Here is a 20,898-nt window from a genome sequence, read left to right as displayed (position 1 = left end):
TGCCATGCAGACGAAACCCGAACTCGAACTCGCCGATGCGGACCGCATGCTCGCCGCCGCCCGCGCGGAAGCGGAACGCCACGGCTGGGCCGTATCGATCGCCGTCGTCGACGACGGCGGCCACCTGCTCGCGTTTGCGCGCCTGAACGGTGCATCGCCGGCCAGCGCCTGTATCGCGCAGGACAAGGCGCGCGCAGCGGCGCTCGGCCGGCGCGAGACGAAGGCGTATGAGGATATGATCAACGGTGGCCGCACCGCGTTTCTGAGCGTGCCGCTGACGGGGTTGCTCGAAGGCGGCGTGCCGGTCACGGTCGGCGGCCGGATCGCGGGCGCGATCGGCGTGTCTGGCGTAAAGTCCGAACAGGACGCGCAGATCGCCCGCGCCGGTACACAAAGCGTCGCGGAATAACCAGCCAAAGCCGCGCGCGAATCTTTATTCCCCGGGAGGATTGACGATGATCGACCAAGCAGGACTGCAAGTCGCGCCAGCGCTGAGCCAGTTCATTGAAAACGAAGCGCTGCCGGGCACCGGCATCGACAAGGCCGCGTTCTGGAGCGGCTTCTCGGCCCTGGTGCACGACCTGGCGCCGCGCAACCGCGAACTGCTCGCGGAACGTGACCGCCTGCAGCAGGAACTCGACACCTGGCACCGCGCGCACCCCGGTCCCGTGCGCGACCACGCCGCGTATCGCGCATTCCTCGAACAAATCGGCTACCTCGTGCCGGTCCCGTCGAACGTCGCGGCAGCCACCGCGAACGTCGACAGCGAGATCGCCACGCAGGCCGGCCCGCAGCTCGTCGTGCCGCTGTCGAACGCGCGCTATGCGCTGAACGCCGCGAACGCGCGCTGGGGCAGCCTGTACGACGCTCTGTACGGCACCGATGCGCTGCCGGAAGACGGCGGCGCCGAGCGCACCGCGACCTACAACCCGACGCGCGGCCAGCGCGTGATCGACTACGCGCGCAACGTGCTCGACAACGCGGCGCCGCTCGCGAGCGGCTCGCACCGCGACGCGCTGCGCTATCGCGTGCAGGACGGCCAGCTCGCCGTCGAAACCGCGAAGGGCATCGTGGGCCTCGCGCAGCCGGCGCAGTTCGTCGGCTACCAGGGCGCGGCCGACGCGCCGTCCGCGATCCTGCTGAAGCACAACGGCCTGCACCTCGAGATCCAGATCGACGCATCGACGCCGATCGGCCGAGCCGATCTCGCGAACGTGAAGGACGTCGTGCTCGAAGCCGCGGTCAGCACGATCATCGACTGCGAGGATTCGGTCGCGGCGGTGGACGCCGAAGACAAGGTCCAGCTCTACCGCAACTGGCTCGGCCTGATGCAGGGCACGCTGGTCGAGGAAGTCGCGAAGGGCGGCAAGTCCTTCACGCGCCGCCTGAACACCGACCGCGAGTACACCATGCCCGCCGGCGGCACGCTGTCGCTGCACGGCCGCTCGCTGCTGTTCGTGCGCAACGTCGGCCACCTGATGACCAACGGCGCGGTGCTCGACCGCGACGGCAACGAGATTCCGGAAGGGATCCTCGACGGCGTCGTCACGGTGCTGTGCTCGCTGCACGACCTGAAGGCGAAGCGCAACTCGCGCACGGGCTCGATCTACATCGTGAAGCCGAAGATGCACGGCCCGGTCGAAGTCGCGTTCGCCGATACGCTGTTCGCGCGCATCGAGGATCTGTACAACCTGCCGCGCAACACGCTGAAGATGGGCATCATGGACGAGGAACGCCGCACCAGCGTGAACCTCGCCGCGTGTATCGCCGCAGCCGCCGCGCGCGTCGCGTTCATCAACACCGGCTTCCTCGATCGCACCGGCGACGAGATGCACACCGCGATGGAAGCGGGCCCGATGATCCGCAAGGGCGACATGAAATCGTCGGCGTGGATCCAGTCGTACGAGCGCAACAACGTGCTCGCAGGGCTGTCGGCCGGCCTGCGCGGCCGCGCGCAGATCGGCAAGGGCATGTGGGCAATGCCGGACCTGATGCACGCGATGCTCGAGCAGAAGATCGCGCATCCGCGCGCCGGCGCGAACACCGCATGGGTACCGTCGCCGACCGCTGCGACGCTGCACGCGCTGCACTACCACCTCGTCGACGTGCAGGCCGTCCAGCAGGAACTCGAGAAGACGCCGTACGCAAGCGAACGCGACGTGCTGCTCGAAGGCCTGCTGACCGTGCCGGTCGTCGAGCGCGCCGAGTGGAGCGAAGCGGAGATCCTGAGCGAAGTCGAGAACAACGCGCAGGGCATCCTCGGCTACGTCGTGCGCTGGGTCGAACAGGGCGTCGGCTGCTCGAAGGTGCCCGACATCCACGACGTCGGCCTGATGGAAGACCGCGCGACGCTGCGCATTTCGAGCCAGCACATCGCGAACTGGCTGCGCCACGGCGTGATCACCGAGGCGTTCGTGCTCGACGTGTTCAAGCGGATGGCGCGCGTCGTCGACCAGCAGAACGCCGGCGACCCGAACTATCGCCCGATGGCGCCCGGCTACGACCAGTCGACCGCGTTCAAGGCCGCGTGCGCGCTCGCGCTGCAGGGCACGTCGCAACCGAGCGGTTATACCGAGCCGCTGCTGCACCGGTTCCGGCTCGCGTTCAAGGCGCAACAGCACGGCGGATAAACATGGGCGTGCTGCGGGCTCCCGGCATGCCGGGAGCCCGTATGCCGGATGCCCGTATGCCGGGAGCCCGTATGCCTGCTTCACGAAACGGGCGGCCGCAACGGCCGCCCGTTTTCATTTTCGTGTTCGCCCGGACGCTGAAACGGATAATCGGCGCATATCGCCTGCCTTCATTTTTCGCGAGCGTATGCCGTTAACCGGATGGAATCGAAGACTGCATGCCGCGCGCCACGGCCGTTCATCCCGCAAAGCCTTGCGCTGGAACGCTTTGCCGGAAATTCGCAAGCCCGGGAATTCACGGTAATTTGATCCGGATCAACGGCCCGCAACATTTTCCGCGCATGCGGACGCGCGCGTTATACTCCGTTGAATTCGCGTTGCCCGATTCGTCGGATCGTTGAATCGGCGCAGATGTCACCAGTGAATGCTTGATTTACCGGTATATCTGGCCGCGATTGGCGATAATCGCCGTCCATTTTCCGCGCCCGCCGGCAGGAAGGCGTCGGAATGGCCGCGTAACGGATCGCCGCCGGCACGTCATACGAACAATCGCATCGGCCCGCCTCCCCGGCGGCAATGCCCATCGATCCACGGACCATGGCAGAAACCGACTACGCAATGCCCAGCGAATCCGGCCTGACGAGCCGTGTCGCCGCTCATCTGCGCCGGTTCCTGCTGCCGCACCTGATCTTCTATACCGGGCTAGTGATCGCGCTGGTCCTGCTGCTCCTGTGCGGGATCGTGCTGTACGAAGGCCGCATCGACGCGCGCGACCGCTCCGCCGCGATGCAACAGAATCTTGCGCTGATGGCGTCGTGGGACATCGAGCGCAACATCGAGATCTATTCGCTGTCGCTGCAGGCCGTCGTCGAAGGCGAGAACGACCCCGACGTGGTCAAGCTGCCGATGTCGCTGCGCCGCCAGGTGCTGTTCGACCGTGCGACGACCGCCAAGTACCTCGGCGGCATCTACGTGCTCGACGCAAAGGGCGACATCGAGGTCGACGGCAAGAGCGACGTGCCGCGCAAGGCCAACTTCGGCAACGAGCCGTACTTCGTCGTGCACCGCGACCACCCCGACGCCGGCCTGTACGTCAGCCCCCCGTATCACTCGCGGCTGCGCGGCGGCTCGCCGAGCATCGCGCTCAGCCGGCGGATCACGAAGCCCGACGGCTCGTTCGGCGGCGTCGCCGTGATGTCGATCCGGCTCGAATATTTCCAGAACCTGTTCTCGCGCCTGTCGCTTGGCGATCGCGGCTCGATCGCGCTGATCAACACGGACGGCAAGATGCTCGCGCGTGAGCCGTACGACCCGAAGATCGTCGGCCGCGACATCAGCCACGCCAGCACGTTCCGGCGGTTCATGACCGCCAACGAAGGCAGCTTCTCCGACACCGCGTCAATCGACGGCGTGCGGCGCCTGTACGTGTTCCGGCACCTCGAGAACCTGCCGCTCATCATCATGGTCGCGCGCTCGGAAGCCGATACCTATGCCGCGTGGTACGACCGTGCGATTCCGATCGGCTCCGCGATGGTCGCGCTCGCGATCGGCTTCGTCGGCCTGTCGCTGCTGCTCGACGTGCAGCTGCGCAAGCGCCACCGCGCGGAAACCGAGCTGCAGGCGCTTGCGCGCACCGACGGCCTCACGGGCCTCGACAACCGCCGGATGCTCGACGTCACGCTCGCGCGTGAATGGCGCCGCGCCGCGCGCTCGCAGCACGCGCTGTCGCTGCTGTTCATCGACGTCGATTACTTCAAGCGCTACAACGACACGCAGGGGCACCAGGCCGGCGACGACGCGCTCGCCGCGGTCGGTCACTGCATCGCCGGCTGCCTGCGCCGTCCGGCCGATTACGCGGCGCGCTACGGCGGCGAGGAGTTCGTCGTGATATTGCCCGACATCGACACGGCCGGCGCGGTAACGATCGCCGAGACGATCCGCACCGGCATCCTCGATCTCGGCATTCGGCATGACGCCGGCACGTCCGGCCGCCTGACGGTAAGCATCGGCGTGACGACCAGCTATCCCGAACACGACGACGACATGCAGGGCGCGCTGAAGCTGGCCGACGACGCGCTGTATCGCGCGAAGGAAGGCGGGCGCAACCGCATCGTCGTGCACGCGGCCGCTTCCGGCGGCCTCGCGGCGCGGCAGGCCTGAGCGGCCGGGACGCCACACCGCCGGGCGACGGCAGGGCGGCCGCCGGGCCGCCGCCGCCGCCCGCTCGCAAAATCGCCGACAATGTCGCCTCGACATGCCGCCGCGCGGCTGACGCGCCCGGCCGGCCCGCGCGGGTGCACGGCCGCTTCGCACCACCATGAGACTCAAGGCAAAGATCTTCCTTCTGGCCATCGTGCCGTTCCTGCTCGCGATCGCCGGCATCGGCTTCGGCGTGCGCCAGCAGGCGACGTCCCTCGCACGCACGCAGCACGCGACGATCCAGGCCGCGTACCTGTCGAGCAAGGAAGTCGAGCTGAAGCACTACGTCGAGCTCGCGACGAGCGCGATCATGCCGCTCTACGACGCGAGCGGCCGCAACGCACGCGACGATGCGCTGCTGCGCACGCAGGCGCTTGCGATGCTGCAGAAAATGGACTTCGGCCCGGACGGCTATTTCTTCGTGTACGACCTGCACGGCAATTCGCTGATGCATCCGCGCGAGCCCGAGCGCGTCGGCCACAACTACTGGTCGATGCGCGATCCGCAGGGCGCGCTGACGATCCAGAAGCTGATCGGCGCGGCGTCGAGCGGCGGCGGCTACGTGCGCTACGCATGGCAGCGGCCTTCGACGGGCCGCGTCGCGCCGAAGCTCGGCTACGTCGTCGCGCTCGAGCGCTGGGGCTGGATGGTCGGCACCGGCATCTATCTCGACGACGTCGACACCGCGCTGCAGCGCATCGACGCGCGCGCCTCCGCGAACATCGAGCGCACGATGAGCTGGCTCACCGCGATCGCGCTCACCGGCGCGGCGGCGATCGCCGTGTGCGCGCTGGTGCTGAACGTCAGCGAGTCGCGCAGTGCGGACGCGAAGCTCAAGCTGCTCGCGCAGCGCGTCGTCGAATCGCAGGAGCAGGAGCGGGCGCGGCTGTCGCGCGAGCTGCATGACGGGATCAGCCAGATGATGGTATCCGCGAAGCTGATGCTCGAATCCGCGCTCGCACGCTTCGAACGCGGCACGGCGCGCTTGCTCGAGGCCGAGCAGGCGCTCGCGTCGGGCGTTGGACGGCTCGGTGACACGCTACGCGAAGTGCGGCGCATCTCGCATGCGCTGCGTCCGTCCATGCTCGACGACCTCGGCCTCGCGGCCGCGCTCGAACAGCTTGTGCGCGAGCTCGGCGCAGAAAGCGGCATCGACATCGGCTATACGCAGGTCGCGCACAGCGGCACCCGGCCGCTGCCCGAAGCCGTCAACACCGCGCTGTTCCGCATCGCACAGGAAGCGCTCAGCAACATCGTGCATCATGCGCAGGCGTCGCGCGCGGCCGTCACGCTCGACGTCGGCGCGCACTCCGTCAAGCTGACCATCGCCGACAACGGCTGCGGCTTCGACGCCGAACGCTCGCAGGCCGACGCGCGCCGCGGCATCGGCCTGCGCAACATGCGCGAGCGCCTCGACGCGCTCGGCGGCATGCTGACGATCACGTCGCAGGTCGGCCACACGATCGTCGACGCGCGCGTGCCGCTGCCCGGCGCCGCGTCATGACGCGCCCCATAACAGGAGACCTTTCACGCATGAGCGCCCCCGACACCGCCCGGCCCGTCGCCCGACTGCTGCTCGTCGACGATCACCCGCTCGTGCGCGACGGCTTGCGGATGCGGCTCGAAGCGGCCGACCTGTCCGTGGTCGGTGAAGCCGGCAACGCCGACGAGGCGCTCGCGCTCGCCGCGTCGCTCGAACCCGATCTCGCGCTGATGGATGTCGGCATGAACGGGATGAACGGCATCACGCTCGCGGGCGTGTTCCACGAGCGCTTTCCGGGCATCCGCGTGCTGATGCTGTCGATGCACGACAACATCGAATACGTGACGCAGGCCGTGCGTGCCGGCGCGAGCGGCTACCTGCTGAAGGATTCGCCCGCGAGCGAGATCGTGCGCGCGATCGGCGCGGTGCTGGCCGGCCAGACGTTCTTCAGCGAAGGGCTCGCCGCGCGGATGATCCACGCGAGCGCGACCGCGTCGCCGCTCGACCGGCTCACGCCGCGCGAACGCGACATCCTCGACGCGCTGGCGCAAGGGCTGTCGAGCAAGCAGATCGCGCAACAGACGGGGCTGTCGGTACGCACGGTCGAGACGCACCGGCTCAATCTGAAGCGCAAGCTGGAGATCGAAGGGCAGGCCGAGCTGATCAAGTTCGCGGTGGAGCATCGGCGAAGGTAGGCGTATCGGGAGGTGGTGGCGATCCGTTGCGAAAGACCAGCCCGGCACGCCATATCATTCCGGCTGTGAAGACGTCACGCACGCCGCCGCGCGTCCCGATTGCCTCTCCGTTTCGCGCCGCATCATCAGCATTACCGCAACGCAAATACTCAGGATTCCGGAGCACAAGACCGCGATCGAAAACCCGTGCGCCATCGCCTCCCGATACGCGCCGAGGAGTGCCGGCCCGCCGGCAGCGAACACATGCTCCATCACGGCCTGCCGCGCGAGCGTATCCGCCTGCGCGCTTCCCATCGCCTGTATCGCGTCCGTCATCCGGTGCAGCGCACCGACGCTCATCATGCTGCCGAGCACCGCGATGCCCATGCTCATCCCCGTCTGGCGCAATGCATTCATCGTCGCCGATGCCATGCCCGCACGTTCGGCCGGCGCCAGTTCCATCACGGTCATGCCGGTCGCGGGCACCGCGAGCCCCATGCCGACGCCGAGCACCGCCAGCGCGATCCCGACCGGCACATACGGCGTGCCCGCACCGAAGCCGGCCATGACCGCGAGCATCGCGCCGATCAGCCCATACCCGGCCACCATCAGCGCGTGCAACGGAATGCGCGCCGCGATGCGCCCGAACAGCATCGACGTGATCGCCGTCATCACGAACTGCGGCATCAGTTGCCAGCCGGCCTCGGCGGGCGTGCGCCCCTGCGCCTGCTGCAGGAACAGCGACAGGAAGAACAGGCTGCTGTACCCCGAGAACCCGAGCACGAACGACGCGAGATTGGCGCGCACCAGCCGCCGGTCGCGAAACAGCCAGACCGGCAGCAGCGGCCGCTCGACGCGCGTTTCGACCCGCACGAACAGAGCGAACGCCACCGCGGCGCCCGCCAGCGGCGCGAGCACCTTCACATGCGGCAACCCGGCTTCGCCGATGCCGATCAGCCCGTACGTGAGCAACCCGAGCCACACTACGCTCAGCGCCTGGCCGAGCGGATCGAATGCCGCATGCTGCGGATGCCGGCGCTCCGGAATGCCCCACGCGCCGAGCAGCACGGTCACGATGCCGATCGGCACGTTGACGAGGAAGATGTTCTGCCATCCACCGTGCTCGACCAGCAGGCCGCCCACCAGCGGCCCCAGGATCAGCGCAAGCGCACTGAATGCGGACCATCCGCCGATCGCGCGGGCGCGTTCGCGCGCATCGGGAAACGCATGCGTGAGGATCGGCATCGCGCCGGGAATCAGCAACGCACCGGCGAGCCCCTGGATCGCGCGCCCGATCAGCAGCGGCTCGATGCTGCCCGCGCATGCGCAGACCACCGACCCGGCCGTGAACAGGATCACGCTGGCGAGCCACACACGCTTGTGTCCGTAGCGATCGCCGAGCGGCCCGGCTGACAGCATGAACGCGGACAGTGCGAGTGCATACGCATTGACGACCCACTGAAGGCCGCCGATATCGGTATCGAGTGCCGTCTGCAGCGTCGGCAACGCGACGTTGACGATGCTGATGTCGAGCGTGGCGAGAAAGGTGCCGAGACAGGCGGCCAGAACGAGTGCGGCGCGACGGTAGCGAGGCATGGTGGTCAACCCTTGACAGGCATGAAGATGAGAATGATTCTCATCATATATATCGACTGACCGTCGGTCAATGGATTGCGTTGGCCGTCAGCAGGACGCTAGCCTAAACTGCGGGCTTTGCACGAACGGGCGTCGAGCCGCGCGATGACGGACAGGACAAAGGCAGGAACCACGACAGTGAAAGACGACGCGCCGGCAGGCAAGCCGCGCACGAAGCCGGCGGAAGTGCGCCTTGAGGAACTGATGGCCGCGGCCGAGACGCTGTTCCTCGCGCGGGGCGTGGAAGCGACGACCATCAGCGAGATCGTCGAGCACGCGCAGGTCGCGAAAGGCACGTTCTATCACTACTTCGAATCGAAGTCCGACATGCTCGCCGCGCTCGCGCAGCGCTATACGTCGTCGTTCCTCGATCGCCTGCAGCACGCGGTGGACGCATGCGCCACCGACGACTGGCTCGCGCGCCTGCGCGCGTGGATCCGCGCCAGCATCGAAACCTACGCGGCAACCTACCGCACGCACGACATCGTCTACACGAACCACCATCACCACGATCGCGCGAATGCCGACAAGAACGCGATCCTCGAGCAGCTGGGCGCGATTCTCGACGGCGGCACACGAGCCGGCACGTGGCGGCTCGCGCACCCGCAGGTCACCGCGCTGCTGATCTATGCGGGCGTGCACGGCGCGACCGACCACATCATCGCGGCGCCGGAAACGGATCGCGCCGCGTTCGTCGATGCGGTAGTCGACGATTGCCTGCGGATGCTCGGCGTCGGCACCTGACGCACAGCAACGTACCAGGCGCCCGAGAGCTAATGCCGTCCAGTCGAACTGGACGGCATTTTTTGTTGGTGGAATCGCGATGTGACAATAGTTCATCTTACTAATGACTGACGTCGGTAAGATTCGCTTCGTCCAAGTGTAACCAGGCCGAAAACACAAAATTCGACCGCGTGATGCCTTTCGGGTTGCCGTTGGATGTCGCGTCGCGCTATCGAGCGGATATCGCGTCGGCGTCGTATCTCCATCCAGATCGCTTCTTTCAGAAACCAAAAACCATGCAAACCAAACTCATTACCGCCGTGTTGTTCGTGGCTGCAGCCACTGCGTCGCAAATCGCATCCGCAGCCGACGGCACGATCACGTTCAACGGCACCGTGCTCGCGCAAACCTGCACGATCAACGGCAACGGCAGCGGCTCGAACAACTTCAATGTCCCGCTGCAATCGGTGTCGACCAGCGCGCTGGCCGCAGCAGGCCAGTGGGCCAACCGCACGCCCTTCAACATCGCACTGACGGCCTGCACGCCGGCGTCGGGCACCGTCCACACCTACTTCGAGCCGGGTCCGACGGTCGACACCGCCACCGGCAACCTGATCCTGGCCACCGGCGGCGCGACCAACGTCGAGATCCAGCTGCTGAACGGCGACGGCAGCTATTCGCCGATCAAGATCGGTGCGGCTGACGCGTCGCAGAACTCGAAGACGGTCGCAATCAGCGCGGCCGGCGCCGCCACGCTGAACTACTACGCGCAGTACCTCGCGACCGGCGCTGCAACGGCAGGCGCGGCGACGTCGAGCGTGATGTATTCGCTCGTTTATCAGTAATTACTCATTTAGTTCTACGTAGCATGGGTGAGTGGGGCGGCACGACGTCGCTCCGCCCCTCGTGCTCGCCACCTGCATCGATCCCTATCATGAAGCTTCGAAAAACACTCCGGCGTGCGATCGCCACCGCATGCGTCGCATCGCTCGGCCACCTGGCGACGCCCGCCAATGCATCGGTGGTGATCGGCGGCACGCGCGTGATCTATGGCGCGAGCGAGTCCGAGGTTACGCTCAAGCTGTCGAACGCCGGCCAGTCGCCCGCGCTCGTGCAGTCGTGGGTCGATGCAGGTGATGTGCACAGCGCGCCGTCCACGATCAAGGTGCCCTTCACCGTCACGCCGCCGATCGCGCGGATCGATCCGTCCAAGTCGCAGACGCTGCGCATCGTCTACACCGGCGAGCCCATGCCGCAGGATCGCGAGTCGGTGTTCTGGCTCAACGTGCTCGAGGTACCGCCCAAACCGGGCGCGGCCGATGCGGACATGAACCGCATCCAGCTCGCGTTCCGTTCGCGCATCAAGCTGTTCTATCGTCCGGAAAAACTTCAGGGTTCGTCGGCCGATGCGCCGGCGCAGCTCACCTGGCAGCTCACGCAGGCCGACGGCAAACCGGCCATCGAGGTGCACAACCCGACGCCGTTCCATGTGTCGTTGACCATGATCAGCGTGCAGTCCGGCGGACGCAGCGCGACCTTCGACGATGGCGGCATGGTCGGGCCGGGCGAGACGCGCGCCTTCCCGCTGAAGGGCGACGTGTCCGGCGCGGCCGGCGCCAGCGTGCATTACACGGCGCTGAACGACTACGGCGGCGCGGTCAGCGGCGATACGCCATTGCGGTCCGGCACCGCGGCGCCGTCGCGATGATGCGCGGCTGACCCCCTTCCATTGCGCGAGGCGCGGGTAGCGCGCCACGTCCTTTCCACAGCAAGACCCAGCATGCCTGCCCGGGCAGGGCGCAGGCTTGCTCACGCTCGGGTGCCAATCGTGATCCAACGTCTTTCCAGTTTGCCGCCATTCATGCGCTGGCGCCCGCGCCCGTGCTTCCTGCTCGCGCTGTCGATGTTCGCATCGACCGGCACGATGGCGGAGACCACAAACGCCACACAAGTGGCGGAAGTCCAGTTCGACGACCTGTTCCTGCAGCGCCCGGGCGGCAAGCGAGTGGACGTCAGTCGCTTCGAAAAGGGCAATGTGGCGGCGCCGGGTTCATATCGCGCCGACCTGTACGTCAATACGAACTGGATCGGCCGCGCCGAAATCACGCTGCGCCAGGTGGGCGACAGCCGGAACAACGTCCAGCCCTGCTTCGATCGCGAGCTGTTGCAGCAGGTCGGAGTGGATCTCGCGAAGCTGTCGCCCGAAGCGACGCGCAGGTTGACGGACTCGAACCATGCCTGCGCGACGATCGGCATGCTGGTGCCGGACGCCGTCGCCACCTTCGACAATGGCGAGCAGCGGCTCGACGTCAGCATCCCGCAGGCCTCGCTGAGCCGCGCGGCGCGCGGCTACGTGGACCCGCGCTACTGGGACGAGGGCGTGCCGGCCGCGCTGCTGTCGTACAACGGCAACATCTACCGCGCCGACAACCAGGGCGCCTCGGCGACCCAGGCCTACCTGGGCCTGATCGCCGGCCTGAACGTCGGGCCCTGGCGCTTCCGCCACAACGGCAACTACACCTACGACACGCACGGCGGCACGCACTACCAGAGCGTGCAGACCAGCCTGCAGCGCTCGATCGCGCGCCTGAAGGCGCAGCTCGTGATCGGCGACGCGTTCACCGACGGCACGATGTTCGACAGCGTGGGCTTTCGCGGCGTGCGGATCGCCAGCGACGAGCGCATGTATCCGGAATCGCAACGCGGCTATGCGCCGACCATCCACGGCATCGCCAACAGCAATGCGCTGGTGCAGGTACGCCAGAACGGCAACATCATCTACAGCGCCAACGTCGCGACCGGCCCGTTCGAGATCGACGATCTCTATGCGACCGGTTATGGCGGCGACCTCGACGTCATCGTGACCGAAGCCGATGGCAGCATCCACACCTTCAAGGTGCCGTATGCGTCGGCCGTCAGTTCGCTGCGGCCCGGCATCACGCGTTTCAGCGTGACCGCCGGCCAGTACCGCAGCCCGCTGCTATCGAGCAAGCCGGCGCTGTTCCAGGCGACCGTCCAGCACGGTTTCACCAACCTGATCACCGGCTACGGCGGCATGACCGCCGCGCCCGGCTACCTGGCAGGCCTGGTCGGCGCCGCACTCAACACCGGGCTGGGCTCGTTCGCATTCGACATCACGCAGGCCAACACCGATCTGCCCGGCACGGGCACACGCCACGGCCAGAGCGTGAAGCTCTCGTACAGCAAGCTGATCAGTCCGACCAATACCAATATCGCGGTGGCCGCCTACCGCTATTCGAGCAGCGGCTACCTGGGCCTGCAGGACGCCATGCAGTTGCGCGGCCAGCAGACGGGCGGCGTGAACGGCCTGCTGTCGAGCGGCGTACGTCGCGGTCAGTTCCAGGTCATGCTGAACCAGGGCCTGCCGGAAGGCTGGGGCTCGTTCTACCTGTCGGGCTCGACCGTCAACTACTGGAACCGCGGCGGCAACGACACGCAGTTCCAGGCCGGCTACAACAACAATTTCCGGCGCATCAACTACGGCGTGTCGGCCGCGCGCCAATTCGACGCGACGCAAAACCGCTGGGACAACCGCTTCATGCTGAACGTGTCGATCCCGCTGAACCTCGGCTCGCGCACGTTGTACTCGTCGACCAGCCTGCAGCACGACAGCCATGGCGCGACCCTGGTCCAGCAATCGCTGACGGGCTCGCTCGGCGTCGACAACGCGCTCAGCTACGGCGTGAACGTCGGCCGTACCAGCGGCGGCGGCGCCGGGGCGACCGTCAACATGGGCGGCAACGTGGCCTACATGTCGCCGTACGCGACCTTCTCGGGCAATGCGTCGAAGGGCACCGGCTTTACGCAGTACGGCGGCGGCATCTCGGGCGGCATGGTGGCCTATGCCGGCGGCGTGGCCTTTGCGCCGACCATGGGCGAGACGATGGCGATCGTCGAGGCCAAGGACGCGAACGGCGCACGCGTGACGGCAGGCAGCGGCCTGCGCATCGATCGGTTCGGTCATGCGCTGGTGTCGAACCTGACGCCGTTCTCGACCAACGAAGTGGAGATCGATCCGAAGGGCGTGCCGATGAGCGTCGAGCTGAAATCCAGCGCGCAGCACGTCGCGCCGACCGCGGGCGCGGTGGTGCGGCTGAAGTACGAGACCGAGGGCGGCGGGCGCGCGGTGATCATGCGTGCGCGCATGAGCGATGGCGAGCCGGTTCCCTTCGGCGCGGAAGTGAGCGATGCGGCGGGGCAGAACGTCGGCACCGTGGCCCAGGATGGCCGTGTCGTGTTGCGCGGCGTGAAGACCGATGCCGGCACGCTGAATGTGAAGTGGGGCGATACGGCCGCCGAGCGCTGTGCACTGCCGTACACGCTGCCCACGGCAAGCAAGGCGAGCCAGCAACGCTGGACCGATGTGGAGGCGGTATGTACGAGATGAGCGGAGCGGGCGCGATGGCACCGGGAAAGATCACGAAGCGGAACGAGAAGCCGGCCTCGGCGCGCAGACCGGCAAAATCGACGCGAGGCTTGGGCCACCGGGCGTTCTGGCTGCTCACGCTGGCGATGCTGATGCTCGGCCTGGGCTCGCGTGCGGCATTCGCCCAGAGCGCCAGCTGCTCGGGTACCGCGCAGACGATACCGGTCTCGATGCCGTCCCCGGTGACGGTCCCGCGCGATGCCGTAAACGGCACGGTGCTGACCGCCTGGATCAGCACCCCGGCTACCAACAACTACTACAGCTGCACGGTGTCGGGGTCGGCGTCCACGGGCATGCTCTTCGAACCGCTGTCGATGACCAAGTCCGGCATGACCGTGAAGGGGCCGACCGGGGTGACCTATACGGTCTGGAATACCAACGTGCCCGGCATCGGCATCGCGATTGGCATACGTTCATACGTGAACGGCTGCCAATGGCAGGCGTGGCTCGATCTCGGCACGCCGTTTGCGCTGTTCCCCAGCCCGTGGACAGGCTGGGTCTGCAACACAAACGGTTCGGTCACCAATGGCGGCCAGGCCCAGGTGGCATTGGTCAAGACCGGCGCCGTCACGGCGGGCATGGTGGCGGGCGGCGTGTTGTTCGAGGGCGGTTCGGCGCAAAGCACCACCGGCACGTATACGGTCGCGACCGCGAGTCGCAAGTCGTTCTCGCTGTCGTCGACCGTCATCAGCGTGGCGGCTTGCACCACACCGAACGTGACGGTCAACATGGGCTCGCACATGCAGTCGGAATTCACCGGCATCGGTTCGACCACCAAGCAGGCCGTCGCGGTCAACGTGGCGGTCAACGCCTGCCCGATTGGACTGAACTCGATCCAGTACGAGTTCGACCCGGTCAATGCCGTGCTCGACGCCACCAACGGCGTGCTGGCGCTTTCGAGCGGTTCGACGGCCACCGGCATCGGCCTGCAACTGAAGGACAGCGGCGGCAATGCGCTGAATTACAACACAAAGTACACGCTGACGAGCTACAGCAGTGCGACAGGCGGCTCCTACACGATCCCGCTCACGGCCCGGTATTACCAGACTGCCGCGAAGGTAACGGCCGGCAGCGCGAACGCGGTGCTGACCTTCACCATGACGTATCAATAAGCAGTGCGTATCGGATTTTTGACGTATGCGGTGGCGGTACGCACGCAATGAGCGTGCGGATGCAATGGACCTGGGAAAGATCATGAAACGGAACAAGACGCCGGCCGCGACGCGCAGGCAGGCGAAATCGGCGCGAGGCCTGGGCCGCCTGGCGTTCTGGCTGCTCACGCTGGCGGTGCTGATGCTCGGCTTGGGCACACGCCCCGTGTTCGCCTCGAGCATAACTTGCTCGGGAACGGCGCAGACGGTGACGCTGACGATGCAGCCCTCGGTGACCGTCCCCCGCGATGCGCCGAACGGCACGGTACTAACCTCCTGGGTCAGTACGCCGAACGTCTCCAACTACTACACTTGCGCGGTATCGGGTACGGCAGCCGCGGGTATGGTCTTCGAACCGCTGTCGATGACCAAGTCCGGCATGACCGTGAAGGGACCGACCGGGGTGGCCTATACGGTCTGGAATACCAATGTGCCTGGCGTCGGTGTCGCGATCGGCGTGAGTTCTTACGCGAACGGTTGCGGAAGCCTGCCCTGGGTGGATCTGGGCGTGCCGTCTTCACCGTTCCCCAGCCCGTGGACAGGGAACGCCTGCAACGCAAACGGAATTGTGACTTCGATCAGTAACGGCGGTATGGCGCAAGCGGCGCTGGTCAAGACCGGCCCGATCACGGCGGGCACGGTGACGGGCGGCGTGCTGCTCGTGGGGGCGTCAGCGACGAGCACCGGCGGCAACGTGTATACGGTCGCCACCTCGCCTCTCGTGTCGTTTTCGCTGACGTCGACCAACGTCAGCGTGGCGGCTTGCACCACACCGAACGTGACGGTCAACATGGGCTCGCACATGCAGTCGGAATTCACCGGCATCGGTTCGACCACCAAGCAGGCCGTCGCGGTCAACGTGGCGGTCAACGCCTGTCCGACAGGCCTGAACTCGATCCAGTACGAGTTCGACCCGGTCAATGCCGTACTCGACAGCACCAACGGCGTGCTGGCGCTGTCGAGCGGTTCGACGGCCACCGGCATCGGCCTGCAACTGAAGGACAGCAGCGGCAACGCGCTGAAGTACAGCACGCCGTACACGCTGACGAGCTACAGCAAGTCGACGGGCGGCTCCTACACGATCCCGCTCACGGCCCGTTATTACCAGACTGCCGCGAAAGTAACGGCCGGCAGCGCGAACGCGGTGCTGACCTTCACCATGACGTATCAGTAGGCCGCGCGCAGCGAGCCTTGACGTGTGCGGAGGTGGCCTGGACCTGCGCCGGCACGCCCGGACGCGCGGTCACGTCGGTCGTTCGACCGCTCACCAGGCGCCCTGGGCAAAAGAAAAAGAGAAGGGCGCCCGAGGGCGCCCTTCATGCATCCGGACCGAGGCCTTGCAACGGCCGTCAGTTCGTCCGCGAATTGTGCTTTTGCAGATACGCGATCAGGCCGTCGATCCCGCCCGATGCGAGCTGGCTCTTGAACTGCCCCTGGTAGACCTGGATCAGCCACGCGCCCGACATGTCGATGTCGTAGATCTTCCAGTCGTTGCCGACCTTGCCGAGACGATAGCCGACCGACTGGCTGTCGCCCGGCGTCGTGACCGTCGACTGCACGAGCGCGTCGGCGCCCGACGCGCCGCCGGCCTTGAACGAGAACTTCGCGTCCTGGCTGCCGAGCTGCGCGAGCGACGCGGCGTAGGTGCGCGTCATCAGCAGCCTGAACTGCTTGTACAGCTCCTGCTGCTGTTGCGGCGTGGCCTGCTTCCACGCGTCACCGACCGCGATGCGGGTCGTGCGCTCGAAGTTGGTCGCGGGCAGGAAGCGCTGCTCGACGACCTGCGTGACTTTCGCCATGTCGCCGCCACGTGCGGCCGGATCGGCCTTCATGGCGGTAACGGTGCCCTCGACCGCATTGCGGACGATATCGACCGGCGCGCTCTGCGCGAAAGCGGAAACCGACACGGCGGCCGCCGCGACGAAAGCAAACAGATGACGTTTCATACGAATATCGCTCGATGAGAAAAAACGACCGGTTCATTGCACCGGCCGACGAAGCAAAGTATACCGGGCCTGACGCTTCGGTGTGCCGCCGTGACCGACTGTTACCTTTCAGGTTCCTTTGTCACAGGCCCGCAGCGGCGCGTCGAAGCAGCGCGGCGCCGTTTATGTAAATATCCCCTTACAAACCGGCCGGACGTCGGTATCGATTCCGCCGTCACGAACAAATCTCCTTCCCTCCCCGAAACCCCCAACGTCACGACCGCCGCCACGCTGCGCCGGTATACTTGGCTACTTTGCCCTTGCCAGCCGCTCCCCACCGCCACATGGTGACATCTCTCATCGTCCGACTCGTTGCATGGTCGGTACGCCGACCCGTCTGGGTCGTCGTGCTGTCGCTCGTCATCGCCGCGCTCAGCGGCGTCTATGTCGCCCAGCATTTCAAGATCAACACCGACATCAGTAAGCTCGTCGATGCGGAACCGCAATTTGCCGCGCTCGGCCAGGCCGTCGATAAAGCGTTCCCGCAACGCAACGGCACGATCCTCGCGGTCGTCGAGGCGCCCGCGCCCGAATTCGCGAATGCCGCCGCGCATGCGCTGACGGAAGCGCTGCAGAAGGATGCCGACGCCGGCCGCATCGGCCAGGTCGCCGAGCCCGGCGGCGGGCCGTTCTTCGAGCACAACGGGCTGCTGTTCCTGTCGCCGCAGGAAGTGACCGATACGACCTCGCAGCTCGCGAGCGCGCGCCCGCTCGTCAACGAACTCGCGAAGAACCCGAGCCTGACCGGGCTCGCCACGACGCTGTCCACCACGCTCGGCCAGCCGCTGCTGACCGGCCAGGTGAAACTGTCCGGAATGGCGAAGCTGCTCGCACGCAGCGCCGCGACGGTCGACGACGTGCTGGCCGGCAAGCCGGCCGCGTTCTCGTGGCGCGCACTGGTCGACAACGATGCCGCGCGGCAGCCCGCGCGCGCGTTCGTCACCGTGCAGCCCGTGGTCAACTACGGCGCGCTGAAAGCCGGCGCGGAAACCAGCCAGGTGATCCGCGACGCGGCCCGTTCGCTCGACCTCGAGAAGCGCTTCGGCGCGGCCGTGCGCCTGACCGGCGAGCAGCCGCTCGCCGACGACGAATTCGCGTCGGTCGAAGACGGCGCCGCGCTCAACGGCGTCTTCACGCTGCTCGCGGTGCTCGTCATCCTGTGGCTGGCACTGCGCTCGAAGCGGATGATCGGCTCGGTGCTCGTCACGCTGTTCGTCGGCCTCGTCGTGACCGCCGCACTCGGCCTCGCGATGGTCGGCTCGCTGAACATGATCTCGGTCGCGTTCATGGTGCTGTTCGTCGGCCTCGGCGTCGACTTCTCGATCCAGTACGGCGTGAAGTACCGCGAGGAGCGCTTCCGCGATCCGCGCATCGATCACGCGCTGATCGGCGCCGCGCACTCGATGGGCATGCCGCTCGCGCTGGCCACCGCGGCCGTCGCGGCGAGCTTCTTCTCGTTCATCCCCACCGCCTATCGCGGCGTGTCCGAACTCGGCCTGATCGCGGGCGTCGGGATGTTCGTCGCGCTGCTCACCACGCTCACGCTGCTGCCCGCGCTGCTGCGCCTGTTCGCGCCGCCGGGCGAATCGAAGACGCCGGGCTTCCCGTGGCTCGCGCCGGTCGACGATTACCTCGATCGCCATCGCAAGCCGATCCTGATCGGCACACTGGTGGTGGTGGTCGGCGCGCTGCCGCTGCTCGCGTTCCTGCGCTTCGACTTCAACCCGCTGCACCTGAAGGATCCGAACAGCGAATCGATGGCGACGCTGCTCGCACTGAAGGATTCGCCGGAAGCCGCCGTCAACGACGTCACGCTGCTCGCGCCGTCGCTCGCGGAGGCCGACGCGGCCGCGAAGCGCCTCGACGCGCTGCCCGAAGTCGGCCGCACGACCACGCTGTCGACCTTCGTACCCGCCGACCAGCCGGCCAAGCGCGCGGCGATCGCCACGGCCGCGGGCGACCTGCTGCCCGCGCTGACGCAGCCGCCCGCGCCGCCCGCGACCGACGCGCAGCGCGTCGCCGCGCTCAAGCGCGTGTCGGACCTGCTGAGCTACGCGGCCGAGGATCACCCGGGCCCGGGCGCGGCCGCCGCGCAGCACCTGTCGGCGTCGCTCGCGAAGCTCGCCGCCGCGGACACCGCGACGCGCGACCGCGCCGAGCGCGCGTTCTCCGCTACGCTGCGCATCGCGCTCAACCAGCTCGCGTCGCTGCTGCAGCCGCAGGACATCACGCGCGAATCGCTGCCGCCGCAGCTCGTGCGCGACTGGGTCGCGCCGGACGGCCATGCGCTCGTGCAGATCTCGCCAAAGGTGCCGAAGGGTGTCGACCCGAACGACGACACGATGCTGCGCCGCTTCGCGAAGACCGTGAAGGCCGCGGAGCCGGGCGCGACCGGCGGCCCGATCTCGATCCTGCATTCGGCCGACACGATCATCGACGCGTTCCTGCATGCGGCGCTGTGGTCGATCATCTCGATCACGATCCTGCTGTGGGTCACGCTGCGCCGCTTCGGCGACGTGCTGCGCACGCTGGTGCCGCTGCTCGTGTCGGGCGTCGTGACGCTCGAACTGTGCGTCGTGCTCGGCATGCCGCTCAACTTCGCGAACATCATCGCGCTGCCGCTGATGCTCGGCGTCGGCGTCGCGTTCAAGGTGTATTTCGTGATGGCGTGGCGCGCGGGGCAAACCGGGTTGCTGCACTCGAGCCTCACGCATGCCGTCCTGTTCAGCGCCGCGACGACGGCGACCGCATTCGGCAGCCTGTGGCTGTCGCACCACCCGGGCACGTCGAGCATGGGCAAGCTGCTCGCGCTCGCCCTGACCTGCACGCTGATCGGCGCCGTGGTGTTCCAGCCCGTCCTGATGGGCAAACCGCGCGTCAAACGCGCCAAGAACCAATCGCAAGGAATCAATGAATAAGGTGCGAATCATTGCGGCGACCGTTGCCGCCAGCGCAGTGCTGACCGGCTGCGCGACGGGACCGAACCGCAACCCCAACGACCCGCTCGAGCCGATGAACCGGGCGATGTACAAGTTCAACGACACCGTCGACACGAACATCGCCCAGCCGATCGCGAAGGGGTACCAGAAGGTCACGCCGACGCCCGTGCGCACCGCGATCAGCAACTTCTTCTCGAACCTCGGCGATCTCGGCAACATCGCGAACAACCTGCTGCAGCTCCGCATCACCGATGCCACCGAGGATCTGATGCGCGTGGCGATGAACTCGGTGTTCGGCGTCGCCGGCCTGATCGACATCGCGACGCCGGCCGGGCTGCCGAAGCATCACCAGGACTTCGGCCTGACGATGGCGCGCTGGGGCATGCCGTCGGGCCCGTACCTCGTGCTGCCGGTGTTCGGGCCGAGCACGATCCGCGACGGCGTCGGCCGCGCGGTGGACGTGCGCTTCAACCTGCTGAACTACATCGAGCCGGCCGCGCGCAACCCGATGTATATCGCGCAGTTCATCAGCGCGCGTTCGGACCTGCTCGGCGCGACCGACCTGCTGAAGCAGGCCGCGCTCGATCCGTATTCGTTCGTGCGCGACGCGTACCTGCAGCAGCGCAAGTCGCTGACGTATCGCAGCCAGTCGTCGTCGGCCACGCTGCCGACTTACAACGAACCGGGTGAATCGGGCGCCGCGCCGGCCGTGCCGGGGTTGCCGAACTATGAGGATCCGGGCGACTCGGGCGGTGCACCGGGTGCTACGCCGAACACCGCGCCGGCCGCACCGGGGTTGCCGAAGTACGACGATCCGGGCGCGGACAACGCGATGCCGGCGAGCGCGCCGGCGGCGGCTTCGGCCGCAGCACCTGCTGCGGCTTCGGCAGCCGCACCGGCGACGCCGGCGAGCAGTCCGGCCGCGCAATAACGCTGCAACGGCCACCGCCGCAAAGACAAAGAGCGCTGCATCTGCAGCGCTCTTTTTTTGTCCGCGAGATCCGCGAGAAGCGGAAAACCGGGAAGAGAAGG

General features: G+C 67.1%; 15 protein-coding genes. 13 read left to right on the top strand and 2 right to left on the bottom strand.

Annotated elements, in window-relative coordinates:
• Positions 1-4: 4 nt before the first annotated feature.
• The 5 genes from BCO18175_RS22715 (at position 5) to BCO18175_RS22695 (ending at position 7,007) form a co-directional block, all read left to right on the top strand.
• Positions 5-409 (top strand): GlcG/HbpS family heme-binding protein, encoded by a 405-nt coding sequence (locus BCO18175_RS22715; RefSeq protein ID WP_174918660.1) that lies wholly within the window; start codon positions 5-7, stop codon positions 407-409.
• A 46-nt stretch (positions 410-455) separates the two neighbouring features.
• Positions 456-2,630, top strand: coding sequence for a malate synthase G (locus BCO18175_RS22710; RefSeq protein ID WP_174984197.1), 2,175 nt, complete (start codon positions 456-458; stop codon positions 2,628-2,630).
• A gap of 597 nt (positions 2,631-3,227) precedes the next feature.
• Complete coding sequence (locus BCO18175_RS22705) at positions 3,228-4,790, top strand: sensor domain-containing diguanylate cyclase (RefSeq protein ID WP_174984193.1); 1,563 nt, start codon at positions 3,228-3,230, stop codon at positions 4,788-4,790.
• Positions 4,791-4,947: 157 nt separating this feature from the next.
• Entirely contained in the window at positions 4,948-6,333 is a 1,386-nt protein-coding gene (locus tag BCO18175_RS22700) for a cache domain-containing protein (RefSeq protein ID WP_174984190.1), read from the top strand.
• A gap of 29 nt (positions 6,334-6,362) precedes the next feature.
• Positions 6,363-7,007, top strand: a complete 645-nt coding sequence (locus tag BCO18175_RS22695; protein ID WP_174918656.1) for a response regulator — start codon at positions 6,363-6,365, stop codon at positions 7,005-7,007.
• A gap of 54 nt (positions 7,008-7,061) precedes the next feature.
• Here BCO18175_RS22695 and BCO18175_RS22690 read toward each other — a convergent pair whose 3' ends face one another.
• A complete protein-coding gene (locus BCO18175_RS22690) occupies positions 7,062-8,582 on the bottom strand; it encodes an MFS transporter (protein ID WP_174984187.1) in 1,521 nt (506 codons plus the stop codon).
• Positions 8,583-8,726: 144 nt separating this feature from the next.
• Between BCO18175_RS22690 and BCO18175_RS22685 the strand changes: the two genes are divergently transcribed.
• From BCO18175_RS22685 to BCO18175_RS22660, 6 genes are all read left to right on the top strand, one after another.
• Positions 8,727-9,365 (top strand): TetR/AcrR family transcriptional regulator, encoded by a 639-nt coding sequence (locus BCO18175_RS22685; RefSeq protein ID WP_174984184.1) that lies wholly within the window; start codon positions 8,727-8,729, stop codon positions 9,363-9,365.
• A 275-nt stretch (positions 9,366-9,640) separates the two neighbouring features.
• Positions 9,641-10,189, top strand: a complete 549-nt coding sequence (locus tag BCO18175_RS22680; RefSeq protein WP_174984180.1) for a fimbrial protein — start codon at positions 9,641-9,643, stop codon at positions 10,187-10,189.
• An 89-nt stretch (positions 10,190-10,278) separates the two neighbouring features.
• Positions 10,279-11,052: a fimbria/pilus periplasmic chaperone gene (locus tag BCO18175_RS22675; protein ID WP_174984177.1), complete on the top strand. Its 774-nt coding sequence runs from the start codon at positions 10,279-10,281 to the stop codon at positions 11,050-11,052.
• A gap of 72 nt (positions 11,053-11,124) precedes the next feature.
• Positions 11,125-13,752 (top strand): fimbria/pilus outer membrane usher protein, encoded by a 2,628-nt coding sequence (locus BCO18175_RS22670; RefSeq protein WP_174984174.1) that lies wholly within the window; start codon positions 11,125-11,127, stop codon positions 13,750-13,752.
• Positions 13,740-14,903 (top strand): fimbrial protein, encoded by a 1,164-nt coding sequence (locus BCO18175_RS22665; RefSeq protein WP_174984172.1) that lies wholly within the window; start codon positions 13,740-13,742, stop codon positions 14,901-14,903. Before BCO18175_RS22670 ends, BCO18175_RS22665 begins: the two co-directional genes overlap by 13 nt.
• Positions 14,904-14,985: 82 nt before the next feature.
• Positions 14,986-16,116 carry a fimbrial protein gene (locus tag BCO18175_RS22660; protein ID WP_174984169.1) on the top strand — a complete coding sequence of 377 codons (1,131 nt, stop codon included), beginning with the start codon at positions 14,986-14,988 and terminating at the stop codon, positions 16,114-16,116.
• 175 nt (positions 16,117-16,291) lie between these two features.
• Here the strand turns inward: BCO18175_RS22660 and BCO18175_RS22655 are convergent, their stop codons facing one another.
• Positions 16,292-16,888, bottom strand: a complete 597-nt coding sequence (locus BCO18175_RS22655) for an MlaC/ttg2D family ABC transporter substrate-binding protein (protein ID WP_034181524.1) — start codon at positions 16,886-16,888, stop codon at positions 16,292-16,294.
• A gap of 323 nt (positions 16,889-17,211) precedes the next feature.
• Here BCO18175_RS22655 and BCO18175_RS22650 point away from each other — a divergent pair, with 323 nt between their 5' ends.
• Together BCO18175_RS22650 and BCO18175_RS22645 are read left to right on the top strand one after the other, a co-directional pair.
• A complete protein-coding gene (locus BCO18175_RS22650; protein WP_174984166.1) occupies positions 17,212-19,845 on the top strand; it encodes an MMPL family transporter in 2,634 nt (877 codons plus the stop codon).
• Positions 19,838-20,797: an MlaA family lipoprotein gene (locus BCO18175_RS22645; RefSeq protein ID WP_174984163.1), complete on the top strand. Its 960-nt coding sequence runs from the start codon at positions 19,838-19,840 to the stop codon at positions 20,795-20,797. Before BCO18175_RS22650 ends, BCO18175_RS22645 begins: the two co-directional genes overlap by 8 nt.
• Positions 20,798-20,898 lie beyond the last annotated feature (101 nt).

The organism is Burkholderia lata (genome assembly GCF_902499335.1).
Classification (GTDB): Bacteria; Pseudomonadota; Gammaproteobacteria; order Burkholderiales; family Burkholderiaceae; genus Burkholderia; species Burkholderia lata_B.
This window is presented reverse-complemented; position numbering and strand designations above follow the sequence as displayed.